Source organism: Mesorhizobium robiniae, assembly GCF_040545535.1.
Taxonomy (GTDB): Bacteria; Pseudomonadota; Alphaproteobacteria; order Rhizobiales; family Rhizobiaceae; genus Mesorhizobium; species Mesorhizobium robiniae.
In genome coordinates this window covers 178,585-204,544 of sequence record NZ_JBEPMC010000006.1, presented here as the reverse complement: position 1 = coordinate 204,544, position 25,960 = coordinate 178,585, and the positions used below count along the sequence as shown (strand labels likewise).

The following is a 25,960-nucleotide window of genomic DNA, read 5'->3' as shown; positions in this document are numbered from 1 at the left end:
CGGCGCCTTTCCAGGGGATCGATCGCCGAAAGATTTCCGTCCAGGCCACACTTGTTGCATAATCGCCACAATGCGTTGCATAGATCCGACGCAATCACTGGCTCTAGACGGCGACATGGCTTCACACGCACCGACACTGAGCGAACCGCTTTTCAGCGAACCCGGAACACGGGACGGACGCCGGCTGCTTGCGCTGCCAGGCGTGGTGGCCGTTGTCGGTGCGCTGGTTACGGCAGCGATCTCCTTCGCCATTCTCGTTGGTGCCACGCCGATCACGCCGGACGAGAGGACGACGCTGGCGCTTATCGCCCTCAATGCGGCGTTCATCCTGTTCCTGATCGCGCTGGTCGGCCGCGAAGTGCATCGTATCCTGATGGCGCGGCGGCGCGGCAAGGCGGCGTCGCGGCTGCATGTACGGATCGTCGCGATGTTCGCGCTGGTCGCTGCGATTCCCGCCATCATGGTGGCAATCATCGCGTCGATCACACTCGACATCGGCCTTGATCGCTGGTTCGAGATCCGCACCAAGACGATCGTCAATTCATCGCTGTCGATTGCGGACGCCTATGTGCAGGAGAACGCGCGCAATCTCCAGGGAACGACGCTGTCGATGGCCTACGATCTCGACGCCTCCCGCACGCTCTACGGCCTCGACCGAACCGGCTTCCTCGATCTCATGAACAAGGAAGCGGTCGGGCGCTCGCTGGCCCATGCCGCACTGGTCAAGCCGGACGGTTCGTTCGTGATGAGCGCCAAGACCGATGCGGACTTTGCCATGCCGGAGCCGCCGGAAGGCGCCATGAGCAGTGCCGCCGACGGCAGGCCGGTGCTGATCGAGCCGAAGACGCGCAACATCATGGGCGCCATCGTCAAGCTGCGCGAGATCGAAGGGCTCTATCTCTATACCATCCGCCTCGTAGACCCCGAGGTGATCAAGGCTCGGCAGATCGTCAGGTCCAACACCGACGAATACCGCGGCCTCGAAGACAATCGCCGCACCTCGCAAGTGGCCTTCGCGCTTCCCTATTTGTCGCTGACGCTGATCATCATCCTGTCCGCCATCTGGACCGGCATTGCGGTCGCCGACCGCCTGGTGCGGCCCATTCGCCAGCTCATCGGCGCGGCTGACGAGGTCGCGACCGGCAATCTCGACGTTGCCGTGCCCGTTCGGCCCTCCGACGGCGACGTCGCCTCGCTCGGCGACACCTTCAACAAGATGCTGCTGGAACTGAAATCGCAGCGTAACGAGATTCTGTCCGCCAAAGATTTGATCGACGAGCGGCGGCGTTTTTCGGAAGCCGTGCTTGCCGGCGTCACCGCCGGCGTCATCGGCGTCGATCCGTACGGCATCGTCACCATCGTCAACCGGTCGGCCGAGACGATGCTGGCCATATCCTCCACCGCCGCACTAGGGCAGAATCTCTCCGCCGTGCTGCCGCATGTCGGCCGCGTCTTCGAGATCGGCCGCAAGTCGGGCAAGCCTGTCCACCGCGAGCAGGTGACCTTCTATCGCGCCGGCGCGGAGCGGACTTTCAACGTGCAGATCACGGTCGAGGCCGGCGACAACGGTTCGGAGGAGAAATCCTATGTCGTGACGGTCGACGACATCACCGATCTGGTCCAGGCGCAGCGTTCCTCGGCCTGGGCGGATGTGGCGCGACGCATCGCTCACGAGATCAAGAACCCGCTGACACCGATCCAGCTTTCCGCCGAGCGCATCAAGCGCCGCTACGGCAAAGTCATCACCGAAGACCGCGAGGTTTTCGATCAGTGCACCGATACGATTATCAGGCAGGTGGAGGACATCGGCCGCATGGTCGACGAGTTCTCCGCTTTCGCACGCATGCCCAAACCTGAAATGAAGGCCCTCGATTTGCGCGAGTCGCTGCGCGAAGCCTCGTTCCTCGTCGAAGTGAGCCGCGCCGATATCACCTTCGAGCGCGTGTTCGGCAACGAACCGCTCAAAGGCACTTTCGACAGCCGCCTGATGGCGCAGGCTTTTGGCAATGTTATCAAGAACGCAGCCGAGGCGATTGACGGACTTGATCAAAAGGACCGCTCGCACGGCATAATCCGGATTCAAGCCGGGCGCCAGAATGACGCGATTCGCATCGACGTCATCGACAATGGCAAGGGCCTGCCGCGCGAGAACCGTCAGCGATTGCTCGAGCCTTACATGACGACGCGCGAGAAGGGCACGGGACTTGGCCTCGCTATCGTCAAGAAGATAGTGGAGGACCATGGCGGTCAGCTCGAGCTGCATGACGCGCCGGCGGATTTCCACGGCGGGCGTGGCGCGATGATCAGCATCATCCTGCCGCTTGCCGCCGCCACCGTGCCGTCGCGCGGCGAAGGCAGGACGGAACACGAAAGAGAAACTGAAAAGGTCGGTAATGGCGTCTGACATTCTCATCGTCGATGACGAGGAAGACATCCGCGAACTCGTCGCCGGTATTCTAAGCGACGAAGGTCACGAAACCCGCACGGCATTCGATGCCGACAGCGCCCTGGCGGCGATCGCCGACCGGGCACCGAGGCTGATTTTCCTCGACATCTGGCTGCAAGGCTCACGTCTGGATGGACTGGCGCTGCTGGACGAGATCAAGACGATGCACCCGAACCTGCCGGTCGTGATGATCTCGGGTCACGGCAACATCGAAACAGCGGTCTCGGCGATCCGGCGCGGTGCCTATGACTTCATCGAGAAGCCGTTCAAGGCCGACAGGCTGATCCTCATCGCCGAGCGCGCGATTGAAACCTCGAAGCTGAAACGCGAGGTTTCCGATCTCAAGCTGCGCAGCGGCGAAACCTTCGACCTGATCGGCATGTCCTCGGCGATGAGCCAATTGCGCCAGACAATCGAACGGGTCGCGCCGACCAACAGCCGCGTCATGATCATCGGCCCGTCCGGATCGGGCAAGGAACTCGCCGCACGCGCCATCCACGCGCTGTCAGCGCGCAAGAGCGCGCCGTTCGTGGCGCTGACCGCTGCCAACATCACGCCCGAACGCATGGAGGTCGAGCTATTCGGTACCGAATCAAACGGTGTCGAACGCAAGGTCGGCGCCCTTGAGGAAGCCCACCGCGGCATTCTCTATATCGACGAAGTGGCCGACATGCCGCGCGAAACGCAAAACAAGATCCTGCGCGTGCTGGTCGAACAGCAGTTTGAGCGGGTAGGGGGCACCAAGCGGGTCAAGGTCGATGTGCGGATCATATCGTCGACGTCGCAGAACCTCGAGGCCATGATCGCCGACGGTCGTTTCCGGGAGGATCTCTATCACCGCCTGGCGGTGGTACCGGTCATGGTGCCGGGATTGGCCGAGCGGCGGGAGGACATTCCCTATCTTGTCGACAACTTCATGAAGCAGATCGCCCGCCAGGCCGGCATCCGGCCGCGGCGCATCGGCGACGACGCGCTGGCGGTGCTGCAGGCCCATAACTGGCCAGGCAATGTCCGTCAGCTGCGCAACAATGTCGAGCGACTGATGATCCTGGCGCGTGGCGACGATGCCGATGCACCGATCACCGCCGACCTCTTGCCTGCTGAGATCGGCGACGTGATGCCGCGCACGCCCAATCAGTCCGATCAGCACATCATGGCACTGCCGTTGCGCGAGGCGCGCGAACAGTTCGAGAAGGACTATCTGATCGCCCAGATTAATCGTTTTGGCGGCAACATCTCGAAAACGGCCGAGTTCATCGGCATGGAGCGCTCCGCGCTTCATCGGAAGCTAAAATCGCTGGGCGTCTGACAGCCAAATCCAATCGTGGCCTACGCAATTATCGGTTACGGCCGCGGCGGAATCACATAAGAAAGTGCTGCAGCGCCGCGTCTTTTGGCACGCACAAAGGACGCTGTAGCAGTTTGATTTGGCGCATGATCCCTTTCCGAAAACCATTTCGATTTTCGGGGTCATGCGCTGACTTCTCCAGGGGTGACCCATGCCGCGCATTGCCTATGTGAACGGGCGCTATGTCGCTCACGCCGACGCTTTCGTGCATATCGAAGACCGTGGCTATCAGTTCGCCGATGGCGTCTACGAGGTCTGCGAGGTGGCGCGCGGCTTCATCGTCGACATGCCTCGCCATCTCGGACGGCTGAACCGCTCGCTGACCGAATTGTCGATCGACTGGCCGGTCACGCGTGGCGTGTTGCCGATTATTTTGAGCGAGGTGATCCGCCGCAACCATGTCACCGACGGCTTGGTCTATCTTCAGGTGACGCGTGGCGTCGCCAGCCGAGACTTTGTTTTCCCTGCGGCGGACACGAAGCCGTCGCTGGTGGTGACCGCCAGGAAAGCCGACCCGGCTGCTGCCGCGAAACGAGCCGAAAGCGGGATCAAGGTCATCACCGTGCCGGAGAATCGCTGGGACCGCGTCGATATCAAGTCCGTCGGGCTGCTGCCAAATGTGCTCGCCAAGCAGAAGGCCAAGGAAGCCGGCGCCCAGGAAGCCTGGTTCGTCGATGCCGATGGCACCGTCAAGGAAGGTGGATCGTCGAACGCCTGGATCGTCACCGGGGATGGCGTGCTGGTGACGCGTCCGGCCGAGCACGGGATCCTGCGCGGCATCACCCGCACCACGCTGTTCGAGGTGGCTGCCAAGCTCGGCCTGAAGATCGAGGAGCGCGGCTTTTCGGTCGCCGAGGCCAAGGCCGCGCGCGAGGCTTTCATCAGCTCCGCGACCACGATTGCCATGCCGATCGTGGCGATCGACGGCGCTCCCGTCGCCAACGGTCATCCGGGCTCAATAACACTTTCCTTGCGGCAAGCCTTTTTTGACGTTGCGGAAAAAAGTCCAGCCTGATAACCGCACAGGTGGAATGAACATCAATATATCTCGTTCTGCTTGTCGTTATTGACGGCAAGATGGTGTTTGCGTGCTTGACATGTGCCTGACAATTTGGCGCATTGGCGTGCAAACCGAAGGGGATCGGCGAAAGACAAGAACAATGGCGGAACGATCGCAAAATCTTCAGGACCTGTTCCTGAATTCAGTTCGTAAAAGCAAAAACCCACTCACCATCTTTCTCATCAACGGCGTGAAGCTGACCGGTGTGGTCACTTCGTTCGACAATTTCTGTGTTCTGCTGCGTCGGGACGGTCATTCCCAGCTCGTCTACAAGCACGCCATTTCCACGATCATGCCGAGCCAGCCGGTTCAGATGTTCGATGGCGAGGAAAGCCAGGGCGCCTGATTGGCACGTAAAAAAGACGCGGACCGCAGCGTTCGCGAAAAACCAGCATATCAGCCGGGGACGGAAGCCGAAGGCCGGACTCGGGCCGTGGTTATCGTGCCGGTGCTTACCCGCCAGCCGCGAGGCGACGAAGAGACGAATCGTCCGCGCCTGACTCGGTCCGCCGAAGCTCGCCACGACGAGGCGGTTGGCCTTGCCCAAGCCATTGACCTCGACCCGATCCATACCGCGGTGGTGACCGTCAACGATCCGCGCCCTGCGACCTTGCTCGGCAGCGGCAAGGTCGCGGAGTTCGCCGAGATCGTCAAAGAGGGTCATGCCGAACTGGTCATTGTCGACCATCCGCTGACGCCGGTGCAGCAGCGTAACCTGGAAAAGGAATTGAACGCCAAGGTGCTGGATCGCACCGGGCTGATCCTGGAGATTTTCGGCGAGCGCGCGCGGACCAAAGAAGGCACGCTGCAGGTCGATCTTGCGCACCTTAACTATCAAAAGGGCCGGCTCGTGCGAAGCTGGACCCACCTCGAACGCCAGCGCGGCGGCGCCGGCTTTCTCGGCGGCCCTGGCGAAACGCAGATAGAATCGGACCGCCGTGCTCTGCAGGATAAAATCAAGAAGCTGAAGCACGAGCTGGAAACAGTGCGGCGCACCCGCGACCTGCACCGCGCCAAGCGCAAGAAGGTGCCTTTTCCGGTGGTGGCGATCGTCGGCTATACCAACGCTGGCAAGTCGACGCTGTTCAACAGGCTGACCGGAGCAGGGGTGCTGGCCGAGGACATGCTGTTTGCCACGCTCGATCCGACACTGCGCCGGGTGCGACTGCCGCACGGCACGCCGGTTATCCTTTCGGACACGGTCGGTTTCATCTCGGACCTGCCGACACATCTGATCGCGGCGTTCCGGGCCACGCTGGAAGAGGTGGTCGAGGCCGATCTCGTCATCCATCTGCGCGATATTTCGGATCCCGACACGGCTGCCCAGGCCGAGGATGTCGAGCGCATCCTGTCCGATCTCGGCGTTGACGCCGGCGACACCAGCCGCGTCATCGAAGTGTGGAACAAGATCGACCTGCTCGATGAAAGCAACAGGGCTCGGCTTCTTGCCGATGGCGTCGATGGCAACAAGACGCCGCCGATCGCGATCTCGGCCGCCACCGGCGAGGGCATCAATGTGCTGAAGGCGATCATCGAGACAAGAGTGTCAGGCGAACTGGAAACGCTGACTATCACGCTCAAGCCTGAGCAACTCGGGCTCGTCGACTGGCTCTACCGCAATGGCGACGTCGTCTCGCGCACCGACAATGAAGATGGTGGTGTGACAGTCGCGCTCAAGGCGACGCAAAGCGCGCATGAAGAGATAGAAAGCCGATTGCACCGTAAAAACAACGGGTAATCGCCGTTACTTCGCGCGCTTGGCTTGCTGCCAAAGCGCCTCCATCTCGTCAAGCGTCGCCCTTTCCAGCGTGTTTCCCGACGCTTCCAGTGCTTGCTCGACATGGTGGAACCGCGACCGGAATTTCTCGTTGGTGCCACTGAGCGCCGCTTCGGAATCAACTTTGAGATGACGACCGAGATTGACGACGGCAAACAGCATGTCGCCGAACTCATCCTTGATCGAAGCCGTATCGTCCTTGGCAAGGGCCTCGCGCAATTCGCCGATCTCTTCCTCGATCTTGTCGAGGATCGGCGTGGCCTCGCTCCAGTCGAAGCCGACACGGGCCGCTTTTTCCTGCAGCTTCAGGGCTCGGGTCAGCGCGGGCAGGGCGACCGGCACGCTATCGAGAAAGCCTTTGCCGTTATCTTCAGGGTCTAGCCCGCGGGCGAGGCGGGCGCTTCGCTTTTCCGCCTTTTCCTCGGCCTTGATCTTCTCCCACATGCCCTTGGCCATGCCGGCGCTGCGCGCCTTCTCGTCACCGAAGACATGCGGGTGGCGGCGGATCATTTTTGTGGTGATGGCCTGAACCACGTCGCCAAAGGCAAATTCACCGGCCTCCTCGGCCATCTGCGCATGATAGACGACCTGCAGCAGAAGGTCGCCGAGCTCGTCGCGCAGATCGTCCAGGTCGCCGCGCGCGATGGCGTCCGCCACCTCGTAGGCTTCCTCGATCGTGTAGGGCGCGATGGTCGAGAAATCCTGCTCGATGTCCCACGGGCAGCCGGTTTCGGGCGCCCGCAGCGCCGCCATGATCTCAATCAGCCGGGAAATGTCCTTCGAGGGTTTCATCGGCCGGATGCTAGCTTGCGTCCGACCGTGTAGCCAACGCCGTCGGACGGCGAGGGGCGATTGTCCACAGCGTTGCTCAGCGTCTCAATCGAGCACGGAGACGATCGCCTTGGCGAGCGCCTCCATGCCGTCCTCCGGCAGGCCGGCGACGTTGATGCGACTGTCGCCGACCATGTAAACGCCGTGCTCGGCGCGCAGCCGCTCGACTTGCGCTTCGGACAGGCCTAGCCGGGAAAACATGCCGCGATGGCTGGCGACGAAATCGAAGCGATCGGAATTGGACTGTCGCCGCAGCGCTTCGGCGAACTGCACCCGAAGCCGCAGCATGCGCAGGCGCATCTCCTCGAGCTCCGCTTCCCAGTCGGCGCGCAGCGTGGCGTCTTCAAGCACGATGCGCACTGCGGCTGCGCCATGGTCCGGCGGCATCGAGTACATGGCGCGCGCCGCCGACAGCATCTGGCTCATGGCCACATCCGCCTGCGCGCCGTCTTTTGCCAGGATCATCGCCGCGCCGACGCGGTCGCGATACACGGCAAAATTTTTCGAGCAGCTCGAAGCAACAACCATTTCCGGAACTTTTTCAGCCAAGAGGCGCAAGCCGGCGGCGTCTGTGTCCAGGCCTTCACCAAAACCCTGATAGGCAATGTCGACAAAAGGCAGCAGGCCCCGCTCGACGAGAAGGTCGGCTACTTCAGCCCACTGTGCCGTGTCCAGATTGGCGCCTGTCGGATTGTGACAGCAACCATGCAGCAGCACCACGTCGCCGCTCCTGGCGGTCGCCAGCGCGCTCATCATGTCGGCGAAGCGAACAGCACCTGAGGCCGCGTCGAAGTAAGGATATTCGCGTATCTGCAAGCCGGCGGCACGCATCACCGGCACGTGGTTCGGCCATGTCGGGTCGGACAGCCAGATCGTCGCGTCCGATCGCGTTCTCTTGAGCAGCTCGGCCACCAGCCGCAGAGCGCCTGAGCCGCCAGGGGCCTGCGCCGCACGGATGCGCGTCAACTCGGCCGCAGGGCCAAAGACAAGCCTTGCCATCGCCGTGTTGAAGCCGGTATCGCCGGCAAGGCCGAGGTAGGTCTTGGTGTCCTGGCTCTGCAGCAATCGCTTTTCGGCTTCGCGCACGGCGCGCATCACCGGCGTTTTGCCATCGAGATCCTTGTAGACGCCGACGCCGAGGTCGACCTTGTCGGGGCGGGGATCGGCGCGATAGAGGCCGATCAAGGCAAGAATCTTGTCGGCTGGGGCAGGCTGGAGGTCTTCGAACATTTGGCGCGGTTCCGTTGGCCGCGGTGTGATACGCAAATCGGCCGTGCCGCGCCAGCGGTTTTCATTTGCACCAGGCTGAAAACCGCCAAACCGCGCGGCTTACCGCACGACAGCCGGTCATGCCATTACGCCGGCTTGAGGGTGGCGGCAGACGGCAAGGCGGCGATGGATTGCTGCTTCTTGGTGGTGCCCCAACCGATCCGCGGCAGCCATTCGAGATAATAGGCGAAGCCGAACTGCAGCGCGATGCCTGTCGAGATCAGGATCGTGTCGTAGAGGAGCCCGCCCGGGCTGACGACCTTCATGACCTGCGCGATCATGGCGAGGATCGTTCCGGCGATGAAGACTGGCAGCGAATGCTTGCCGAGGACCGCGAGCGGGTGTCCGGGCCTGGTCCTCGCCAAGTTGGAAAGCGCCGGGATCGCGACGATCAGATAGGCGATCGCCAGAATGTGCATGAGCCGCGACAGCGACAGGAATGTCTTGTCGAAGCCGGTCAGCACGGTAGGCAGGCCGGAGGCCGTCTCGGTGCCCCACAGCGGCAGCCGCACCCAGATCAGCGCGCCGACCAGATACCCGATGGCCGCGCTCGCCATCATCCAGTTGAAGCGGATTTCGCCGCCGCGCTTGACATGCAGCATGCCGGCGATCCCGATGACGAACAGAAACTGCCAGGAGAGGGGATTCAGGAACCAGAAGCCATCGCCGGGATAATCCGAAGGCGCGATCTGGAAAATGCCAGCGATGAGCCAGAGGACAGCGGACGCAGCAAGCATCAGGCGCAGGCTGAAAGTGCCGATCCACAGGAAAAGCGGCACCGTCAGAAGTACGATGGCATACATGGAAAGAATGTTGTTGTAGCCGATCTGATGCCCGAGCGCCGCGATGCCGAGCAGCGCTTCCGGCGTGTCCTCGATGATCATCTGGATATTGATCAGCTTCAAAAGATCGGGCCGCGAGAAATGCAATGCAGCCGCCGAGAAGATCGCCAGCGTCGCCACCGTGGTCATGATGTGGGTGACATAGAGGACACCGGCACGCCGCCAGGCTTTCAGGGTCGTGAGCAACCGGTTCCCCGGCTGGAACTTCAATCCGTAGGCGAGCCCAACGGCAATCCCTGAAATTAGCACGAAGGCTTCGGCCGAGTCGGAAAAGCCGAAGTTCTTAAGCGTGAAATGCTCGTAGATCGTGCCCGGGACATGGTTGATGAAGATCGTCAGTAGCGCTAGCGCTCGGAAGACATCGATGCGGGTATCCCGCTGGGTTAGCACATTGCCTGTCATGTCGGGGCTTGTCGTGTCTGGGCTTGTCATGTGGGGTCGATAATTCGTTGAACAAAGCGGACCCAGAGGACCGTGGGCGAGGGAAGATTCGGCGGTGAATGTTTCCTGCCTATAACTCGCTAGTGCCCCGAAAAAGATGACACCTTCGCGATTTCCCGCGTCACAAATTAATTCAGGTATAAACATTGAAATCCACTGGCGCTAAACTGCGCGGCGCGTTGTGGCGCTGAGAGGCGCGGACGGGAAGCCGCAACCGGCGACTGTGAGGGGGTAAGACCTTCCGGATCGAGAAAAAAACTCAAGGTGCGGGATTAAAAACCTGCCATGCTCCGTAAACCGGACATGAGAGGGTCGATGCCACGCTTCGATATCGTAGGACAGCTCGGTTCCCTGCGACGCTATGCGCGCTCGCTGACCCGCGACAGCGCCGAAGCGGAAGATTTGGTGCATGACGCGCTGGTGCGTGCCTATGAGCGGCGCGGCACGTTCCGCTCCGGCGGAAACCTGCGCGCGTGGCTGCTGTCGATCGTCCACAACGCTTTCGTTGACGGCTTGCGGTCCCGCAAGTCTGAAGCGGCGCGCGTCGAGCAGGCCGGATATCTTGCCGACGCCAGCATGCAGGCTCCCCAGGAACATTCCGTCCGCCTGGCACAGGTGCGCGAAGCTTTTTTCAAATTGCCGGAAGAGCAGCGTTCGGCGCTGCATCTCGTCGCCATCGAGGGCCTTACCTACAGCCAGGCAGCCGAGGCCAGCGGCGTGCCGCTGGGGACGCTGATGTCGCGCATCGGCAGGGCGCGCGCGGCGCTCCGTGAAATGGAGGACAAATTGCCGGCGCGATCGAACAGCCACCTCAGGATCGTGGGAGGCCCGTGATGTCCGTGATGAATGAACTGCGCGACCCGGTGACCGATGCCGACCTCGACGCCTATGTTGACGATCAGCTGGACGTTGCCCGCCGCATCGAGGTCGAGGCCTTTCTCTCCGCCCGTCCGGAGGCGGCCGCTCGCGTGATGTCCGACCTCAGGACGCGCGACGAACTGCGCGTGGCGCTTGCCGGATCCAAGGGCATGGCGCGGCCGGCAACGGCCGATGCAGCGCGGCGGCTGGAGCGCGGGCTGGCCCGGGGTCGTGTTTTAGGCACGTTGCGCCGAGCCGCGACGGTCGCAGTCTTGCTGGCCGCAGGCTGGTTAGCGAACGGCATCATCGGACCGATATCGGTGACGAAAGTCGTCGCCTCGACCCAGCCGCCTGCCTATCTGGAGGAGGCGATCCGGGCGCATGGGACGACGATCGTGCGCGAGGCTATGTCATCGCAGCCCGAGGCGCCGAACTACGATGCGGACGAAATCCGCGCCGCCACGGCGATCGTCATGCCGTCGCTGCCGAAGGGCTGGAAGGTCCGTGACGTGCAGATCTATCCGTCGCGGTTCGGCCCGAGCGTCGAAATGGCTGTCGAAACAAATGATCTCGGGCTGGTCTCGCTGTTCGCGATCAGGCCCGGAACGTTCGATGTGGTCAAGCCGACCGTCGCCCCCTCGGGCGAAATTTCCTCGGCCTATTTCCAGATCGGCGAAGTCGCCTACGCAGTCGTCGCCCGAAGCGGTATCCGCGATCTCGATCGCACCGCTGAAACGCTCGCCAAAACGCTTTACTGACCCTCACCAAGGAGAACTCGCATGAATACCCCCAATCTAGGATACCGCACGGGCGTCGGAGCCCAAACCGGGGCCGTCTTCGACGAAGGCCTGCGCAAGCACATGCTGCGTGTCTACAACTACATGGGAGTCGGCCTCGTCGTTACGGGCGTGATCGCCTTCGTGGTGGCTTCCACGCCAGCCCTCTACGTGCCGATCTTTTCCAGCCCGCTGAAGTGGGTGGTGATGCTGGCGCCGCTCGCCTTCGTGCTGCTGTTCTCGTTCAAGATGCAGACCATGTCGGCGGCCGGCGCTCAGGCGATGTTTTGGGCATTCTGTGCGGTGATGGGCCTGTCGCTGGCTTCCGTGTTCCTTGTCTTCACCGGCACCAGTATTGCGCGCACCTTCTTCATCGCCGCGACCATGTTTGGCGCGACCAGCCTTTACGGCTATACGACCAAACGCGACCTGACCCAGTTCTCGTCCTTCCTGATCATGGGCCTGATCGGCGTGGTGATTGCCAGCATCGTCAACATCTTTCTCGGCTCGACCGCACTTCAGTTCGCCATCTCGGTGATCGGCATCGCCGTCTTTATCGGTCTTACCGCCTGGGATACGCAGACGATCAAGGAGCAGTTTGCCGAAAACTTCGGTGCGGAATCGCAACAGAAGCTCGCCGTCTTCGGTGCATTCTCGCTCTATCTGAACTTCATCAACATCTTCCAGCTGCTGCTGAACTTCACCGGCGAGCGCGAATAGCCGATTGAATCAATGCATGTCGCGGCAGCGGTTTTCGAGCAGCGACATGCATTGACCAGAGACTTAAGCGCGTCGCGAAAATCTCCTGGACGCGGCGCGCCCAAATGACCGGAGTTGCTCCCATGGACAGGAACGACCAGCAGGCGATCGGCAATCTTTTCGAGAAACTTGCGAATGTCGAGCGACAGACTCCGCCGCGCGATGCCGAAGCGGAACGTTTCATCAACGATCAGATTGCCCGGCAGCCCGGTGCGCCATACTACATGGCGCAGACAATCGTCGTGCAAGAGCAGGCCCTGAACGCGGCACAGTCCCGCATTGAGGAACTGGAACAACAGGCGCAGCAGTCTGCCGGCGGCGGATTGCTTGGCGGCCTCTTCGGCGGTGGCGGCGCCAGGCGCTCGGGTTCGGTCCCGCGGGTGGGGCGCACCGCTGCTGCGCCGCCGCCGTTTTCCGGCAATGATCGGCAGGGGGCAGGCGGCGGTTTCCTCGCCGGAGCCGCGCAAACTGCGATGGGTGTGGCCGGTGGCGTGCTTCTCGGCAACGCGATCGCAGGCATGTTTGGCGAAAGCGGCGAAGCACAGGCAGCCGAACCACCGGCGCCACAAGCAGACGATGCCGGCTCCGACGATGCCGGTGATTTCGGCGACGTTGAATTCTGACACGAATGGAAAGCGCGGAGGGCGGTCTCGCCAGAAAATCGGCCTTCTAAGGTCCTTCGCAAGAATTTATGGCGTCATAGCCAACGAAGGCGAGCTGGTTGCCGTCCGGATCGCGGACATAGGCCCGTAAAATCCGCCTTCATAGCGCGGCCTCCGGTCAGGCGCGCTGTTCGAGACGGATGCAGCTCGGTTGGTGCGGCTCAGTATTCCCGGCATTGGTTCTGAAAGCCCGACATCGACCGTAGCGAAGGGCAGGGTGGTGTGGTGCGCTCCAGACATTCACTAGGTCTTACCGAGAGCTTCAACGATTTCTGAAACAGTCGCTATTTTGGCGATCTTGCCGTTCATGTAATCCAGGGAGACGCGCGCGTGCTCTGCGTCGTAGGAGCCGATGCATTCCTCGGCCAAGACCACTCGGAAATCTCGTTGATAGGCGTCCACCGCAGCCACACGGATGCAGGCGTGCGTATTGACGCCGCATAGAACCAGTTCACCGACACCAAATTCAGCCAGTAGTTCGTCAAGTCCCGTCTTGAAGAACGCGCTGTAGCGCTTCTTGACTATCGTCGCATCGCTTGGCTGCCAATCGAGCCCAGGGTGAAGCATGGCACCTCGTGTGCCCTGAATTGTGACGGCTATGCGTTTATCGCGCATCTCAAGAAATGCGTCGCTGAGATCCGAACGGAACTCCTGCCGCACCCAGATCACCGGGAGCTGTAAACTTCTGAAAGCGCTCACCAGCCGGTTGGTATCCAGAACCAGTCGATCGGCTTTATCTGCTTCCCACAGGTCGAGATACTCATTCAGCAGGTCGATGATAATGAGGCAGCGTTTGGTCACCGTCGAGCTATATGAAGCGCTGAATGCAGATTTGTGACGAGGTCATATCTGGCAGCAGGTTGTCAAAGCTAGAGACGCAAGTGCCTCGGTCAGCCCCGCCGTCTCTCCGCCATCAGAAACACCGCCAGTAGACAGCACAGCAGGCCAAGGGACGATGGTAGTCCCTGATGTCCAATCAGTTGCATCGCCAGTCCTGTCGCGGGCGAGCCGACGATGCCGCCGATGCCCCATACGAACGCGAAGGCTGCGTTACCAGCGATCAAGGCTTGACCGGTGAAACGTTCGCCGAGTTGGATCAGTGACATGGTGTAGATCCCGAACGAGACCCCGCCCCAGACGAAAACGAGCGGCCAGATGAGCCACGAATTGAAGATCGACGGCAGCAGCAGGCAGCCGGCCAGCGAAGCCAGCGCACAGAATAACATGGGCCGCGTCGAGCCGAACCGTTCGGCCACGCGCCCGAGCAAAATCTGCAACACGGCATTGCCTGCGGTGAAACAGGCGATCAGCGAAGCGATGCGCCCCTCGGCGCTGCCGAGCGCGACGCCATAGACCGCAAACAAGGAGATCACGACCTGCTCGAAGACGGCTGCGGCGAAAACCGCGAACAATAGCAGCGGCGCCAGTGCGAAAAAGCCGCCGACCGATATCGCCTTGCCCTCATGCGACATCTTCGGCAGACGCGGCACGACCGCAAGGACGATCAGGCCGCAGAGCGGGAAGGCCACGATGCCGATCAAGAACGGCGGCCAACCCTGCGTGCCGACCAGGCCGAGCGACAGGGGGCCGATGGCGAAGCCACCCGAAACGATCGATGAATAGAGGCCCATGATGCGGCCGCGCCGTGACGCGGGCGTGATCGAGATCAGCCAGGTCTCGCTGATCACGTAAAGCGGATTGGCGAAGAAGCCGAGCAGGAAACGCAGCGGCATCCAGGCCCAGACTTCCTGCGTCAAGGCAATCGCGACCAGGGCGAGCGCTGCCAGGATCGAACACAGGATCGCAAGCCGCGCCGCGCCCACGCGCCTCTCCAGCGCCGGGACGAAGGGCGCGGATACGATGAAACCCAGCGGCGTCATCGCCGCCGACAAGCCGATCAGACCTGGTGTCGTTCCCTGCCGCTCCAGAATGAAGCTGAGCAGCGGATAGGTCAGCCCCTGTGCCAGCGCGAACACCGTGACGGTCGCGATGATACCCGCCATCGCAGCCCATGGCATCCGATCCTCTTGCGATGATGTCGTGCTTTCGGCAGTCATTGCGGCATTCGCCTTATGCTTGCCAGAAGGGCTTGGCGATCTCTTCCTCGAACTGCTGTCCCGTCAGACCGATATCGTCGATCAAATGGGGATTGTCCTTCGACATTTGCTTAAGCTGCCAGCGAACGCGTTTCCGCTCACTCCAGGTCGCGACAATGTTTTGCAGCGTCATCAGACTGTAGTGCCGACGCGGCATTTCCGTCGGCACTACGCACGCTCCTGGCCGCGCTGTCCGAGGCGAAGCCGACGCAAGAGTATCGTTCATGGCAACCTCCATGTGGGTCTGATGGTCCGGAGGACCGACCTGAAAGAGATTGAATTCTGCAGGATACGAACAGCGTCGTAATTAAGCTCTGCCAAATAGTTCTCAAAACTTCCAAACGGGCTATAGATGCGGCGTATGCAGGAAGAGCGCTTTGCCTTTGGTCCCTTCGTGCTTGATTCCGGTGCGGGAACGCTCCTTCGGAACGATGTCCCCGTTGCCGTTGGCTACCGCGGTCTGAAGCTGCTTGCGGCACTCGTCGGACGGCCCGGCGAAATCCTTGAGAAGGCCGAACTGATGGACGCGGCGTGGCCGGGCACAGCCGTCGAGGAAGGCAACCTCACGGTCCAGATCTCGCAGTTGCGCAAGTTGCTTGGTCCGGCCGCCGATGCCGGTAATGGGGGCGGTGAGTGGATCGCCACGGTTCCGCGCGTCGGCTATCGTTTCACCGGGACCATCGAACAGCTCGGCAGCGCGAAGCGAAAACCTTTGCCGCTGCCCGACAAACCATCGATAGCTGTGCTGCCCTTCGTTAACATCAGCAACGATCCCAAGCAGGAATCCTTCGCGGATGGGTTGACCGAAGACCTTATCACCGACCTGTCCAGGATTTCAGGCCTGTTCGTCATCGCGCGCAACTCGGCCTTTGCCTACAAGGGGAGGGCGATGGATGTGCGCGCGATCGCACAGGATCTTGGCGTGCGCTACCTGCTGGAGGGTAGCGCAAGACGTGCCGCGGGGCGTGTGCGCATCAACGCACAGCTGGTCGATGCGGTGAGTGGCGATCATCTATGGGCGGAACGCTTTGATCGCAGCCTGGAAGATATCTTTGCCGTTCAGGACGAGGTCACCGGCAAGATCGTGGAGGCGCTCCTGGGCCGGCTGCGCGCGCCGCCGCCGCGCAATCGGCCCAAAAATCTCGGTGCCTACGATCTCTGCGTGCGGGCGCGCAAACTGATGGATGACACGCCGCAGATGGCGCGGGAAGCGCATCTGATGCTCACGCGCGCGGTTTCGCTCGATCCGGAATATGCCGAGGCCTATCGCTGGCTTGCGATGAACCACTGGATGGGATGGGTGCATTCTGGCGGACCAACCGAAACGTCTCGTAGCGTTGCTTTGGAACTGGCGCGCAAAGCGGTGGCGATCGACCCCAACGACGCCGGCTGCCGCTGGGTTTTGGCTTACCTGCTGGCATATGAGCGCAGCTTCGCCGAAGCGGATGCGGAATTCGCCAAGGCGATCGAGCTCGACCCGAACGAGGCCGATGCCTGGGCGGCATTATCCGACATCGCGGTCTTGGCCGGGCGGGTCGAGGAGGGCCTTGAGCACATTCGCAAGGCGTTCCGTCTGAACCCGTTTCCGGCAAGTTGGTACTATCTGACGCTCGGCCAGGCGCTATATGCGGCCGGCGAATACGAAGCCGCTGTCGAGACCCTGCGCAGGGACGAGACGTACCGTACAAGCTCACGCCGTTTCCTGGCGGCAAGCCTTGCCCAACTGGGGCGGCTCGATGAGGCGCGCGCGGAGGTCGAGCTGTTCCTCATCGGCAACCCGAATTTCACAACCCGCCACTGGGCCGCGACGGAGCCATTCCGCGACGCTGCGATGCTTGATCATTTCGTTGATGGCTTCCGCATGGCCGGACTTCCGGAGTGACGCGCCGGCGTGATTTTCCAAATGGCCATTCGTACAACGAACCCTATCGGGGCATCGATGGCGGCGAGGGGACGGTGAAGCTGCGAGAGGAAGCCGGCTTCAAACCTGCCGGACGATGGTGCCGATCACGTTGACGAGAAGGCGCGCGGCAGTCAGCGCCGACAGGCCATCAATGTCGGCTGGAGGATAGAGCTCGACAAGGTCGAATCCTGCGATCCTGGCCCGCCTGCCGAGGCCAGAGATCAGGTCGATCACCTGCGTGTAGGTGAGGCCGCCGGGCGTACGCGCCGCCACGCCTGGCATGATACCGGGATCGAGGCCGTCGCAGTCGAGGGTGACGACGACCCGCGCTCCTTCCGGAATATGCCGGAGTGCGGCTTCGACGCCCTGGGCGTGAACCTCGCGGGCAGTCACGAAGCGGCTGCCATAGCGCCGCGCCGCTTCGAGTTCGGTGAGGCGCGCGCTGCCGACACTACGGAGTCCGACCTGCACGATGCCGGCAACATGCGGCATCTCGCTCACCCGACGCATCGGACTTGAATAGCCGTAGCGTTCGCCATGCAACTCGTCGCGCCAGTCGATATGGGCGTCGATCTGCAGGATCCAGACCGGCCCGTGATCGGCAAAGCCGGCGAGAAACGGAATGGGCACGGAATCGTCGCCTCCGAGCAGGATCGGTACCGCCGGCAATGCCAGGATTTCGCGCGTCTTCGCCTCGATCCGGGCCCGGTTGCCGGCATTGTCGTGCATGGTCGTCGGAATATCGCCCGCATCGATGCAGCAGACCGACTTACCGTCGAACAGCGGACCGCCGAGGTCGAAATCCCAGTGCTCGACGAGCTCGGCATCGTCTTGGCTCGCAGCGCGGATGGCGTCGGCGGCCAAGGCATAGCCGCTGCTGTCCTTGCCGGGATATGTGCTGCCGTGACGGGCTCCGAAGATCACCGCACGAGGCATGCGGCCATCGGCGAGGCGATCGGGAAAGCCGAGAAAGGGAGGCGAGGTGGTCATTCCTGATGGCCTTGATGAATCAGGGGGTCTCTTGGTTCACAGATGTATCAGGTTGGCGAAGCTCTGAGGAGCGAAACGCGCCGATCTAGCCGCACCCAAGGCCATATCAGAAAGTCGCATAAGATAGATTATGGAACTAGGCAATATTACGGCCCAGCCAAATTCCATAAATTTACCAGAGCCTTGGCCATTTCAGCGGAGCCGTTTAGAGGCTGACGCGCGTCGTCCTCTTCGTACGCACGGACTTCAGCTTGCCAGCGTCGCTATGACAGCCCGCGCTGCATTGACGATGGCCCTGAGGCTCGGCGGCGAACACAGCGCCATGCGCGCCGGCGGCGGCCCATACGCGATTGAAAGCGTTTCGTCGAGATGGCCAATTGGGGCTAAGCCGCCAATGGCAAAGCCGGTCTCGTCGCGGATCTGCCGTCGGTCGGCGCGCTTCAGCGGCTCGCCGGTCAGTCTGGCAGCCTTGACGAGATCGAGCTGGTTGGAGCCGGAAACTAGGAAGAGAAACAGCTTTCCGCTGGTTTCTCCCTGGAAACCAAAGACTTGACGATCTGGGCGACCGTGCAGCCGCATTGCGCGGCGGCTTCCTCGGCCGTGCGCGTCGAGGCGCCCATGCGCCGGATCTCGATGTCGAGGCCGGCATCGGCCGCTGCCTTGGTCACACGATCAATGTTTCTAACTATGAAAAAACTTACCTATACTGCTGATTTGTAAGGGATTTACATCGCCATGATCTTGCGTTGACGCTTCTCCATGCCGCCCGAAAAACGTGGCCGCTGCTTTGAGTGGAGCAACCCGCCGGGAGGCGGGCCGCACTGGTGTCTTACGGCACAGATTACTCGGCGGCGCCGATCGCCTTGAGCCCGGCGACGGCGCACTTAGCGTCAATATCGCCCGAAGGAGCACCGCCCACGCCGATGCCGGCCACCAGCGCATCGCCGATTTTAACCGGCAAGCCACCGGCCTGGATGACGATGCGCGGATCCATGTTGCGCAACCCGTCATTTGCCGGATTCGAGCTGATGAATTCGGCGAGCCCAGCCGTGTCGCGGCCCAGAGCAGCGGAGGTGAAGGCCTTGCCTTCGGCGCTGGACGCTGTATGCGCGCCGGAATTGTCGGCCTTGAGCAACACCTTGGTCGAACCGTCGCGCCCCACGATCGCGACGCTGACATTGCTGCCTTCGGCAACGCAAGCCTCCAGCGCGGCTTGTGCCGCCTTAGTTGCCATATCAAGCGGCAAGTAGGGAGCGGTGGGCAGTTCCTGCGCGGTGGCGGCGATAGGAGCGAGAAGTGTCACGGTGATTACAAGTTTACGAATCATAGGGTCTCTCCTTTCCTACTAACAGGTGGAAGATTAGCGCCCTTTGTACCAACTGTATATCTTAGGAATTCTTTACATAATGGTTGCCGCAAATAGCAGACCCAAACTCCGCATTCGAGCGATGCCGACGAGACGGCAGAACATCTTTTTAGCAGCTAGAGATATGCTTCTTCTGGAAAAGAAGTCGGCGTAACAACCATGAGAGATCATGGTTGTTACGCCGGCTCATAAGGGAATTTCGATCGTCATGCCGTCATAGGCCGGTTCGACGTTATCAGGCGTCTCGGCCATCACGGTGGCGTAGTCGAGCGGCACATGCATATGCGTCAGCACGGCCTTTTTCGGCGCAAGTTTCTCGATCCAGCCGAGCGCCTGACCCAGCGACAGATGGCTCGGATGCGTTCTGTACTGCAGCGCGTCGATGACCAGCACGTCCAGATCGCGCAGCCGTTCGGCGGTGGCGTCCGGGAAATCACTGATATCAGGGCAATAGGCGAGCCCGCCGAGACGAAAACCGAGCGATATGATGTCGCCATGGATCTGCGGCAGCGGTTCGAGGGTGAGGGTGCCCCCCTCTCCTTCGACCACCACCGGCCTGGCGTGGTCGATGATATGGGCATCGACGATGGGTGGATATGAGCTGCCTTGCGGCGTTTCGAAACAATAGCCGAAAGCCTGCCGCAATCGCAGCATGGTGGCCTGGTCGGCGTGGATGTCGATGAGATGACGCTGTTCGAGCACGAAGCCACGCAAATCGTCGATGCCGTGGATATGGTCGGCATGCGGATGCGTATAGACGACCGCATCGACGCGCCTGACCGATGCCAGCAGCATCTGCTCGCGGAAATCCGGCCCGGTATCGATGACGACTGTGGTTCTGTCGCCGTTTGCTGCGATCCGCTCGACGAGTGCTGCGGTGCGCATACGCCGGTTCTTCGGATTGGCCGGATCGCAATTGCCCCAGTCGCCGGTAATGCGCGGCGTGCCCGGCGATGAGCCGCAGCCGAGAATGGTGAGGCGTAGCCGGTCGCTCATGCGTCAGGTGCCCGGCGCGCTTGGGCGCGGCATCTTCCTGAACAGCCGGAAGAAATTGTCCGTGGTGACGGCAGCGATTTCGGTCTCGCTGATCCCGACCGTTTCGGCCAGCACCTTGGCGGTATGCGCGACATAGGCCGGTTCGTTGCGCTTGCCGCGAAACGGTATCGGAGCCAGATATGGCGCATCGGTTTCGACCAGCAGGCGGTCGTGTGGCACGTCGGCGGCGATGGCGCGCAGCTCGGCCGAATTCTTGAAGGTCAGGATGCCTGAAAAGGAAACGTAGCCGCCGAGCGCCACGCCGACTTCGGCCAGCCTGCGCCCGGACGAAAAACAGTGCAGGATGAAGGGGAAGGCGCCCTTCCCTGTTTCGTCCTCGAGGATATCAGCCATGTCGCTGTCGGCGTCGCGCGAATGGATGACCAGAGGCAGGCCCGTTTGACGCGCGGCGGCAATATGGGTGCGAAAACCCTGCACCTGCGCATCGCGCGGCGCATGATCGTAGAAGTAATCGAGCCCAGCTTCGCCGATCGCTACCACCTTGGGATGAGCGGATAGCCCGACAAGCTGCTCGACGGTCACGTCCAGCTCTTCGGCGGCGTTGTGCGGATGGGTGCCGACCGAGCAATAGACTTCGTCGAAAGATTCAGCAATTTCAACTATTTGTTGGAATCTTTTTACACACGTCGAGATTGTCACCATGCGACCGATTCCAGCGGCTAGAGCGCGGGCGACAATGGCCGCCCGCTCCTCTGCGAAATCCGGAAAATCGAGATGGCAATGACTGTCGACCAGCATCAGATGTTCGCGTCCGGCTGCTCGACATAGCGTGGAAACACCGGTTCCGGCGCCGGCAGAGCCGTGCCTGAGACCAGCGCGTGAGCCTCCGTGACATGCACGAAGTCGCGGCTTTCCGCCGGCACCGCCAGCAGGTCGAGCAGCTTCGCCGCCGAGGTCGGGACGACGGGCTGGCAAAGGATCGCGACGCGCCTGATCACCTCGGCCGTCGTCCATAGCACCGTTTCCATGCGCGCGGGATCGGTCTTCTTCAGCGCCCACGGCTCCTGCCCCGCGAAATAGCGGTTGGCTTCGGCTACGACGCCAAAGATCGCCGCCAGCGCCAGATTTATGCCCTGTTCGGCCATCGTCCTGCGCGCCGTGACAAGGGCCGCACTTGCCTGATCGAGGATCGCCTCGTCGGCTTCGCTTAATTCGCCTCGCTTCGGCACCACGCCGCCGCAGTTCTTGGCGATCATCGACAGCGAACGCTGGGCCAGATTGCCGAGATCGTTGGCGAGGTCGGCATTGGTGCGGTTGACGATGGCGTCGTGGCTGTAGCTGCCGTCCTGGCCGAACGGCACTTCGCGCATGAAGAAATAGCGCACCTGATCCAGGCCGTAATGCTCGATCATCGCGAACGGATCGACGACATTGCCGACCGACTTCGACATTTTCTCGCCGCGGTTGAACAGAAAGCCATGCGCGAACACGCGCTTCGGCAGCTCGATCCCCGCCGACAGCAGGAAGGCCGGCCAGTAGACGGCGTGGAAACGGACGATGTCCTTTCCGATGACGTGGACGTTTGCCGGCCAGAAGGACCATCTCTCATTGGCTGTGTCCGGAAAACCGGCAGCGGTGATGTAGTTGGTCAGCGCGTCGACCCAGACATACATCACGTGCTTGTCGTCGCCCGGCACCGGCACGCCCCACTTGAACGTGGTGCGCGAGATCGACAGGTCCTTCAGCCCTGATTTGACGAAGCTGACGATTTCGTTGCGCCGCTCCACTGGGCCGACGAATTCGGGGTTGCTCTCATAGAGCGCGAGCAGCCTGCCCTGATAGGCGGAAAGCCGGAAGAAATAGCTCTCTTCCTCGGTCCACTCGACTGGCGAGCCGAGCGGTTCGCGGCGCACGCCGTCGTCGCCGACCTTGGTTTCGGCCTCGTCGAAATAGGCTTCCTGCCGCACCGAATACCAGCCGCTATAACGGTCGAGGTAGATGTCGCCATTCTCCGCCATGCGCGTCCAGATCGCCTGGCAGGCCTTGTAGTGGCGCTCCTCGGTGGTGCGGATGAAGACGTCGTTCGAACAGCCGGTCGCTTCGAGCATCGAGCGGAAGATCGCCGAATTGCGATCGGCAAGCGCTCTTGGCGTCAGGCCTTCGGCATCCGCCGTCTGCTGCATCTTCAAGCCGTGCTCGTCGGTTCCCGAGACGAAGAAGACGTCTTTGCCGTCGAGCCGGTGGAAGCGGGCCAGCGTGTCGGTGGCAATGACATTGTAGGCATGGCCGATATGCGGCTTGCCGTTCGGATAGAAAATCGGCGTCGTGAGGTAGTATTTTTCGCGTGCCATGGATGAGCCGTCATGAATGTCTGAATGAAGATGTAGCGGTGAGATATCGCATCGAAACGGCGATTGCCATCCCGATGGGCCGTCACATTCGCATTGCAGAATTCAGGCGGTCGATCATGGTCAGGGCGTGCTGCTTCTTGTCGAGATTGTAGGTGTCGGTCTCAGATATAGCGTTCAGCGCCTCGTGCCAAGTATCCGACAGTGTTTTCGCCCGCGCCAGGTCGCCCGCCAGCGCGGCCTGACTTGCGCCGGTCGAGAGCAGGTCGAGCGCACGGCGATTGAAGATATCGAACTGGATCGCCTGGTCGCGACCGGCGACCGCCTCCGCGAGGCGATAGGCGCCGGCAACATCGCTCTTTCTTGCGGTCGCCAGAGCGTCGAGCGCCTCGGCGATTTCCAGCCCGCCATACTGCGTCAGCAGGATTGCGGTGCGTGCGCTGCCCCCTGCCCGCTTGGCCAATGCCGCGCGCGCCGCGGGATCGTCCGGCGGCGGTGGCTCGACGTTCTCCAGAACCGCCATCAGGCTCTCGGCATCGAGCGGTGCCAGCCGCACCATTTGGCAGCGCGAGCGGATCGTCGGCAGCAGGCTGCCAGGCGCGTGGACGATGAGGATGAACAGTGTGCGTGCCGGTGGTTCTTCAAGATTCTTCAACAAGGCATTGGCCGCATTGATATTCATGTCGTCGGCCGGGTCGACGATCACCACCCGGTAGCTGCCGTCATGCGAGGTCAGCGACAGGAAGCGGCTGACCTTGCGGATCTCGTCGACGGTGACCACCGTCTTGAAGCTCTTGGTCTTGTCGTTCGGTGGGCGGGTCAGGTGCAGCACCGAAGGATGTGCGCCGGTGGCGATCTGACGAAACAGCGATGACGCCGGATCGGGAACGGCGAGAATGTCCGGCGCCTGCTCGAACGCCGGATGCTTCAACAGATGATGCGCCAGATGAAAGGCGAGCGTCGCCTTGCCGATACCGACCGGTCCGACAAAGATCAGCGCATGCGGCAGCTTCCCGGAGCGATATGCCGACGCCAGCATGTTCGCCACTTGGCCATGCCCGACCAGTTGCGGGGTCTCGGAAGGCTCCGGTACGCCGTCGAGCGTATCGTGCTGTTCTGGTGCGATCCGTTCGAAAATCATGCCGGCGACACCTGTTTCCTGTGCACCGGCCTCATCGTTTCCAAGGCGGCGAACACGGTGGCGGTAACGACATTCTCTACCGTGTCGGGGTCGGCGGACGCATCGACGACGATGCAGCGCTCGGGCTCTGCCGCGGCGATCGCCAGAAAGGCTTCGCGGCGACGCTGATGGATATCGAGCGTTTCCTTTTCGAAGCGATCGGCGCCGGCATCGGTGCCCCGCCGTACCGTGGCGCGCCGCAGTCCTTCGGCGGGGTCGATATCGAAGATCAGCGTCATGTCGGGCACCATGCCGTTGATGGCGACCTTTTCCAGCGCCTCCATGAACGCCGGGTCGAGACCGCCGGTGACGCCCTGGTAGACGCGTGAGGAGTCGAGGAAGCGATCACAAAGCACGATCGAGCCGCGCTCGACCGCCGGCCGAATGACCTGCTCGACATGGTCGGAACGCGCGGCGGCGAAAAGCAGCGCCTCCATCTTGGGGCCGAACGGTTCGGCCGCACCCGAAAGCAGGACATGCCTGACCGCCTCCGCGCCGGGCGAGCCGCCTGGCTCACGCGTGACAAGGACATCGTATTTCTTGGCGCGCATCTTGCTGGCCAGCCGCGAGATCTGCGTCGACTTGCCTGCCCCTTCCCCGCCCTCGAAGGTGATGAAAAATCCGCGCGCCAATCAAAAAGCCTTCTTCCATGCTGCGGGAACCGTCTTAGTCCCGGTCAGAAAAAAGGTCCACCACAACAGGCTAACGCAGCCAGCCGACGGCCAGTTCCTTGACGGCATCAAGCGCGCGTTGCCGCAACGAGCCCACGCCAACCGACTCGGCAGCGAAAAGCGGCGTCTCCTGGCTCAGCGTGTCACCGATCCAGACCTGCAGCGCACCCACTGGCTGCCCTTCCTCCACGGGTGCTGTAACCGGACCGTCATAGACGATCTTGGCGGTCAGCTTGTCGCGGTTGGCGATGGGCAGGAAGATGTTCACCGGCCCCTTTGCCTTCAGCGCCACGCCGGATTTCGCACCGCCGAAAACCTGGGCCTCACCGACGGCTTCGTCCTTGGCGAAAATCTCGGTCTTCTGGAAGGCGCGAACGCCCCAGTCGAGCAGCTTTCGCGCCTCCTCGGCGCGCTCACGGTCGCTTGCCAGCCCGCTCATCGCCGCGACGATGCGTGTGCCATTGTGGCTGATCGAGCCGACGATGCCGAAGCCGGACACCTCGCTCATGCCGACCGCCAGGCCATCGGCGCCGATATCCATCGCCAGCAGCGGGTTGCGGTTCCGTTGGGTAATCTTGTTCCACGTGAAGTCCGTCTGACCATAGTAGCGATAGAGATCCGGGTACTCGCGCCAAATATGCAGGGCCAGAAGCGCAAGCTCACGAACTGTCGTTTGCTGACCGTCGGCCGGCAGACCGGTTGAATTGACGAATGTCGATTTCTCCAGACCAATCCGCCTCGCCCGGTCGGTCATCTCAGTTGCGAAATTCGCCTCCGATCCGGCGAAGCCTTCGGCGATGATGATGCAGCCGTCATTAGCTGCCTGGACCGTCACGCCTTGAATCAGGTCTTCAAGCCGGATCGTCGATTTGAGTTTGGCAAACATCGTCGACGTTCCCGACGGCGCGCCGCCCGTGCGCCATGCGTTCTCACTCACCACGAAAGTGTCATCGAGCGTCACGCGCCCTGATTTGATGGCGTCAAAAACGACTTCCATCGTCATCAGCTTGGCCAACGACGCCGGCGGCATTGGCTTGTCGGCGTCCTTGGAAAACAGCACCGTTCCGGTTTCGGCATCGATCATGAAGGCCCGCGCGGCCTTGGTCTCGAAAAGCTGCGCCGCGGCCGGCACCAGCGAAAGCAGCAGGAGGCTAAAACCCAGGAGCCCGGCGACAGGCGCGGCGAAGCGAGATTTCATCAGAGGGTCGACCTGTCAGCCGGCATTTCTGGGCAAGCTCTACAAGCTATCAGGCTTTGTCCCGGCCGATCAACCGCGCCATGGATGACCAGAGCGGTTCATCGTTTCACGGAAATGCCGAACCGCTCTATCTCTTTGTTTTT

Annotated in this window: 25 protein-coding genes; 10 read left to right on the top strand and 15 right to left on the bottom strand. The window is 61.8% G+C overall.

Features of this window, described 5'->3' with window-relative positions; genetic code table 11:
* The first annotated feature begins 70 nt into the window (after window positions 1-70).
* From ABID19_RS18175 to hflX, 5 genes are all read left to right on the top strand, one after another.
* Entirely contained in the window at window positions 71-2,404 is a 2,334-nt protein-coding gene (locus ABID19_RS18175; RefSeq protein ID WP_435528741.1) for a sensor histidine kinase NtrY-like, read from the top strand.
* The gene (gene ntrX, locus ABID19_RS18170; RefSeq protein ID WP_352930307.1) at window positions 2,394-3,755 is read left to right on the top strand and encodes a nitrogen assimilation response regulator NtrX; all 1,362 of its coding nucleotides are present in this window, start codon (window positions 2,394-2,396) and stop codon (window positions 3,753-3,755) included. Before ABID19_RS18175 ends, ntrX begins: the two co-directional genes overlap by 11 nt.
* Window positions 3,756-3,945: 190 nt before the next feature.
* Window positions 3,946-4,809, top strand: coding sequence for a D-amino-acid transaminase (locus tag ABID19_RS18165; RefSeq protein ID WP_354492353.1), 864 nt, complete (start codon window positions 3,946-3,948; stop codon window positions 4,807-4,809).
* Window positions 4,810-4,954: 145 nt separating this feature from the next.
* Complete coding sequence (gene hfq / locus ABID19_RS18160; RefSeq protein WP_006202172.1) at window positions 4,955-5,200, top strand: RNA chaperone Hfq; 246 nt, start codon at window positions 4,955-4,957, stop codon at window positions 5,198-5,200.
* Window positions 5,201-6,592: a GTPase HflX gene (gene hflX, locus ABID19_RS18155; RefSeq protein WP_354492352.1), complete on the top strand. Its 1,392-nt coding sequence runs from the start codon at window positions 5,201-5,203 to the stop codon at window positions 6,590-6,592. It begins immediately after the preceding gene.
* A 6-nt stretch (window positions 6,593-6,598) separates the two neighbouring features.
* Here hflX and mazG read toward each other — a convergent pair whose 3' ends face one another.
* The 3 genes from mazG to ABID19_RS18140 form a co-directional block, all read right to left on the bottom strand.
* Window positions 6,599-7,423 carry a nucleoside triphosphate pyrophosphohydrolase gene (gene mazG / locus ABID19_RS18150; protein ID WP_354492351.1) on the bottom strand — a complete coding sequence of 275 codons (825 nt, stop codon included), beginning with the start codon at window positions 7,421-7,423 and terminating at the stop codon, window positions 6,599-6,601.
* Window positions 7,424-7,507: 84 nt separating this feature from the next.
* Window positions 7,508-8,692: an amino acid aminotransferase gene (locus ABID19_RS18145; protein WP_354492350.1), complete on the bottom strand. Its 1,185-nt coding sequence runs from the start codon at window positions 8,690-8,692 to the stop codon at window positions 7,508-7,510.
* Window positions 8,693-8,817: 125 nt separating this feature from the next.
* Window positions 8,818-9,975 (bottom strand): OpgC family protein, encoded by a 1,158-nt coding sequence (locus tag ABID19_RS18140; RefSeq protein ID WP_435528752.1) that lies wholly within the window; start codon window positions 9,973-9,975, stop codon window positions 8,818-8,820.
* Between the two features lie 354 nt (window positions 9,976-10,329).
* Here ABID19_RS18140 and ABID19_RS18135 point away from each other — a divergent pair, with 354 nt between their 5' ends.
* The 4 genes from ABID19_RS18135 (at window position 10,330) to ABID19_RS18120 (ending at window position 13,030) form a co-directional block, all read left to right on the top strand.
* Window positions 10,330-10,848, top strand: a complete 519-nt coding sequence (locus ABID19_RS18135) for a sigma-70 family RNA polymerase sigma factor (protein WP_354492348.1) — start codon at window positions 10,330-10,332, stop codon at window positions 10,846-10,848.
* A gap of 8 nt (window positions 10,849-10,856) precedes the next feature.
* Complete coding sequence (locus ABID19_RS18130) at window positions 10,857-11,630, top strand: anti-sigma factor family protein (RefSeq protein WP_354492565.1); 774 nt, start codon at window positions 10,857-10,859, stop codon at window positions 11,628-11,630.
* 21 nt (window positions 11,631-11,651) lie between these two features.
* Entirely contained in the window at window positions 11,652-12,368 is a 717-nt protein-coding gene (locus tag ABID19_RS18125) for a Bax inhibitor-1/YccA family protein (RefSeq protein WP_354492347.1), read from the top strand.
* A gap of 122 nt (window positions 12,369-12,490) precedes the next feature.
* Complete coding sequence (locus ABID19_RS18120; protein WP_354492346.1) at window positions 12,491-13,030, top strand: DUF2076 domain-containing protein; 540 nt, start codon at window positions 12,491-12,493, stop codon at window positions 13,028-13,030.
* A 282-nt stretch (window positions 13,031-13,312) separates the two neighbouring features.
* Here ABID19_RS18120 and ABID19_RS18115 read toward each other — a convergent pair whose 3' ends face one another.
* From ABID19_RS18115 to ABID19_RS18105, 3 genes are all read right to left on the bottom strand, one after another.
* Entirely contained in the window at window positions 13,313-13,870 is a 558-nt protein-coding gene (locus ABID19_RS18115; RefSeq protein WP_354492345.1) for a cysteine hydrolase family protein, read from the bottom strand.
* Between the two features lie 89 nt (window positions 13,871-13,959).
* The gene (locus ABID19_RS18110; protein ID WP_354492344.1) at window positions 13,960-15,126 is read right to left on the bottom strand and encodes an MFS transporter; all 1,167 of its coding nucleotides are present in this window, start codon (window positions 15,124-15,126) and stop codon (window positions 13,960-13,962) included.
* A gap of 13 nt (window positions 15,127-15,139) precedes the next feature.
* A complete protein-coding gene (locus ABID19_RS18105) occupies window positions 15,140-15,391 on the bottom strand; it encodes a DUF1127 domain-containing protein (protein ID WP_354492343.1) in 252 nt (83 codons plus the stop codon).
* A gap of 126 nt (window positions 15,392-15,517) precedes the next feature.
* On the opposite strand from ABID19_RS18105, the gene ABID19_RS18100 reads away from it, so the two are divergent.
* Window positions 15,518-17,047, top strand: coding sequence for a winged helix-turn-helix domain-containing tetratricopeptide repeat protein (locus ABID19_RS18100; protein WP_354492342.1), 1,530 nt, complete (start codon window positions 15,518-15,520; stop codon window positions 17,045-17,047).
* A gap of 99 nt (window positions 17,048-17,146) precedes the next feature.
* Here ABID19_RS18100 and ABID19_RS18095 read toward each other — a convergent pair whose 3' ends face one another.
* The 9 genes from ABID19_RS18095 to ABID19_RS18055 all read right to left on the bottom strand — a co-directional run bounded on the left by ABID19_RS18095 (window position 17,147) and on the right by ABID19_RS18055 (window position 25,817).
* Window positions 17,147-18,058 (bottom strand): agmatinase, encoded by a 912-nt coding sequence (locus tag ABID19_RS18095; RefSeq protein WP_354492341.1) that lies wholly within the window; start codon window positions 18,056-18,058, stop codon window positions 17,147-17,149.
* 246 nt (window positions 18,059-18,304) lie between these two features.
* Window positions 18,305-18,637: a YbaK/EbsC family protein gene (locus tag ABID19_RS18090; protein WP_354492340.1), complete on the bottom strand. Its 333-nt coding sequence runs from the start codon at window positions 18,635-18,637 to the stop codon at window positions 18,305-18,307.
* A gap of 262 nt (window positions 18,638-18,899) precedes the next feature.
* A complete protein-coding gene (locus tag ABID19_RS18085) occupies window positions 18,900-19,385 on the bottom strand; it encodes a GlcG/HbpS family heme-binding protein (protein WP_354492339.1) in 486 nt (161 codons plus the stop codon).
* A gap of 225 nt (window positions 19,386-19,610) precedes the next feature.
* Complete coding sequence (locus ABID19_RS18080) at window positions 19,611-20,420, bottom strand: MBL fold metallo-hydrolase (RefSeq protein ID WP_354492338.1); 810 nt, start codon at window positions 20,418-20,420, stop codon at window positions 19,611-19,613.
* 3 nt (window positions 20,421-20,423) lie between these two features.
* Window positions 20,424-21,218, bottom strand: coding sequence for a TatD family hydrolase (locus ABID19_RS18075; protein WP_354492337.1), 795 nt, complete (start codon window positions 21,216-21,218; stop codon window positions 20,424-20,426).
* Window positions 21,218-22,771: a methionine--tRNA ligase gene (gene metG / locus ABID19_RS18070; RefSeq protein WP_354492336.1), complete on the bottom strand. Its 1,554-nt coding sequence runs from the start codon at window positions 22,769-22,771 to the stop codon at window positions 21,218-21,220. Before metG ends, ABID19_RS18075 begins: the two co-directional genes overlap by 1 nt.
* 82 nt (window positions 22,772-22,853) lie before the next feature.
* Window positions 22,854-23,909, bottom strand: coding sequence for a DNA polymerase III subunit delta' (locus ABID19_RS18065; RefSeq protein ID WP_354492335.1), 1,056 nt, complete (start codon window positions 23,907-23,909; stop codon window positions 22,854-22,856).
* Window positions 23,906-24,580 carry a dTMP kinase gene (gene tmk, locus ABID19_RS18060; protein ID WP_354492334.1) on the bottom strand — a complete coding sequence of 225 codons (675 nt, stop codon included), beginning with the start codon at window positions 24,578-24,580 and terminating at the stop codon, window positions 23,906-23,908. The genes ABID19_RS18065 and tmk overlap by 4 nt, the downstream gene beginning before the upstream one ends.
* Window positions 24,581-24,650: 70 nt before the next feature.
* A complete protein-coding gene (locus ABID19_RS18055; RefSeq protein WP_354492333.1) occupies window positions 24,651-25,817 on the bottom strand; it encodes a D-alanyl-D-alanine carboxypeptidase family protein in 1,167 nt (388 codons plus the stop codon).
* Between the last annotated feature and the right edge of the window lie 143 nt (window positions 25,818-25,960).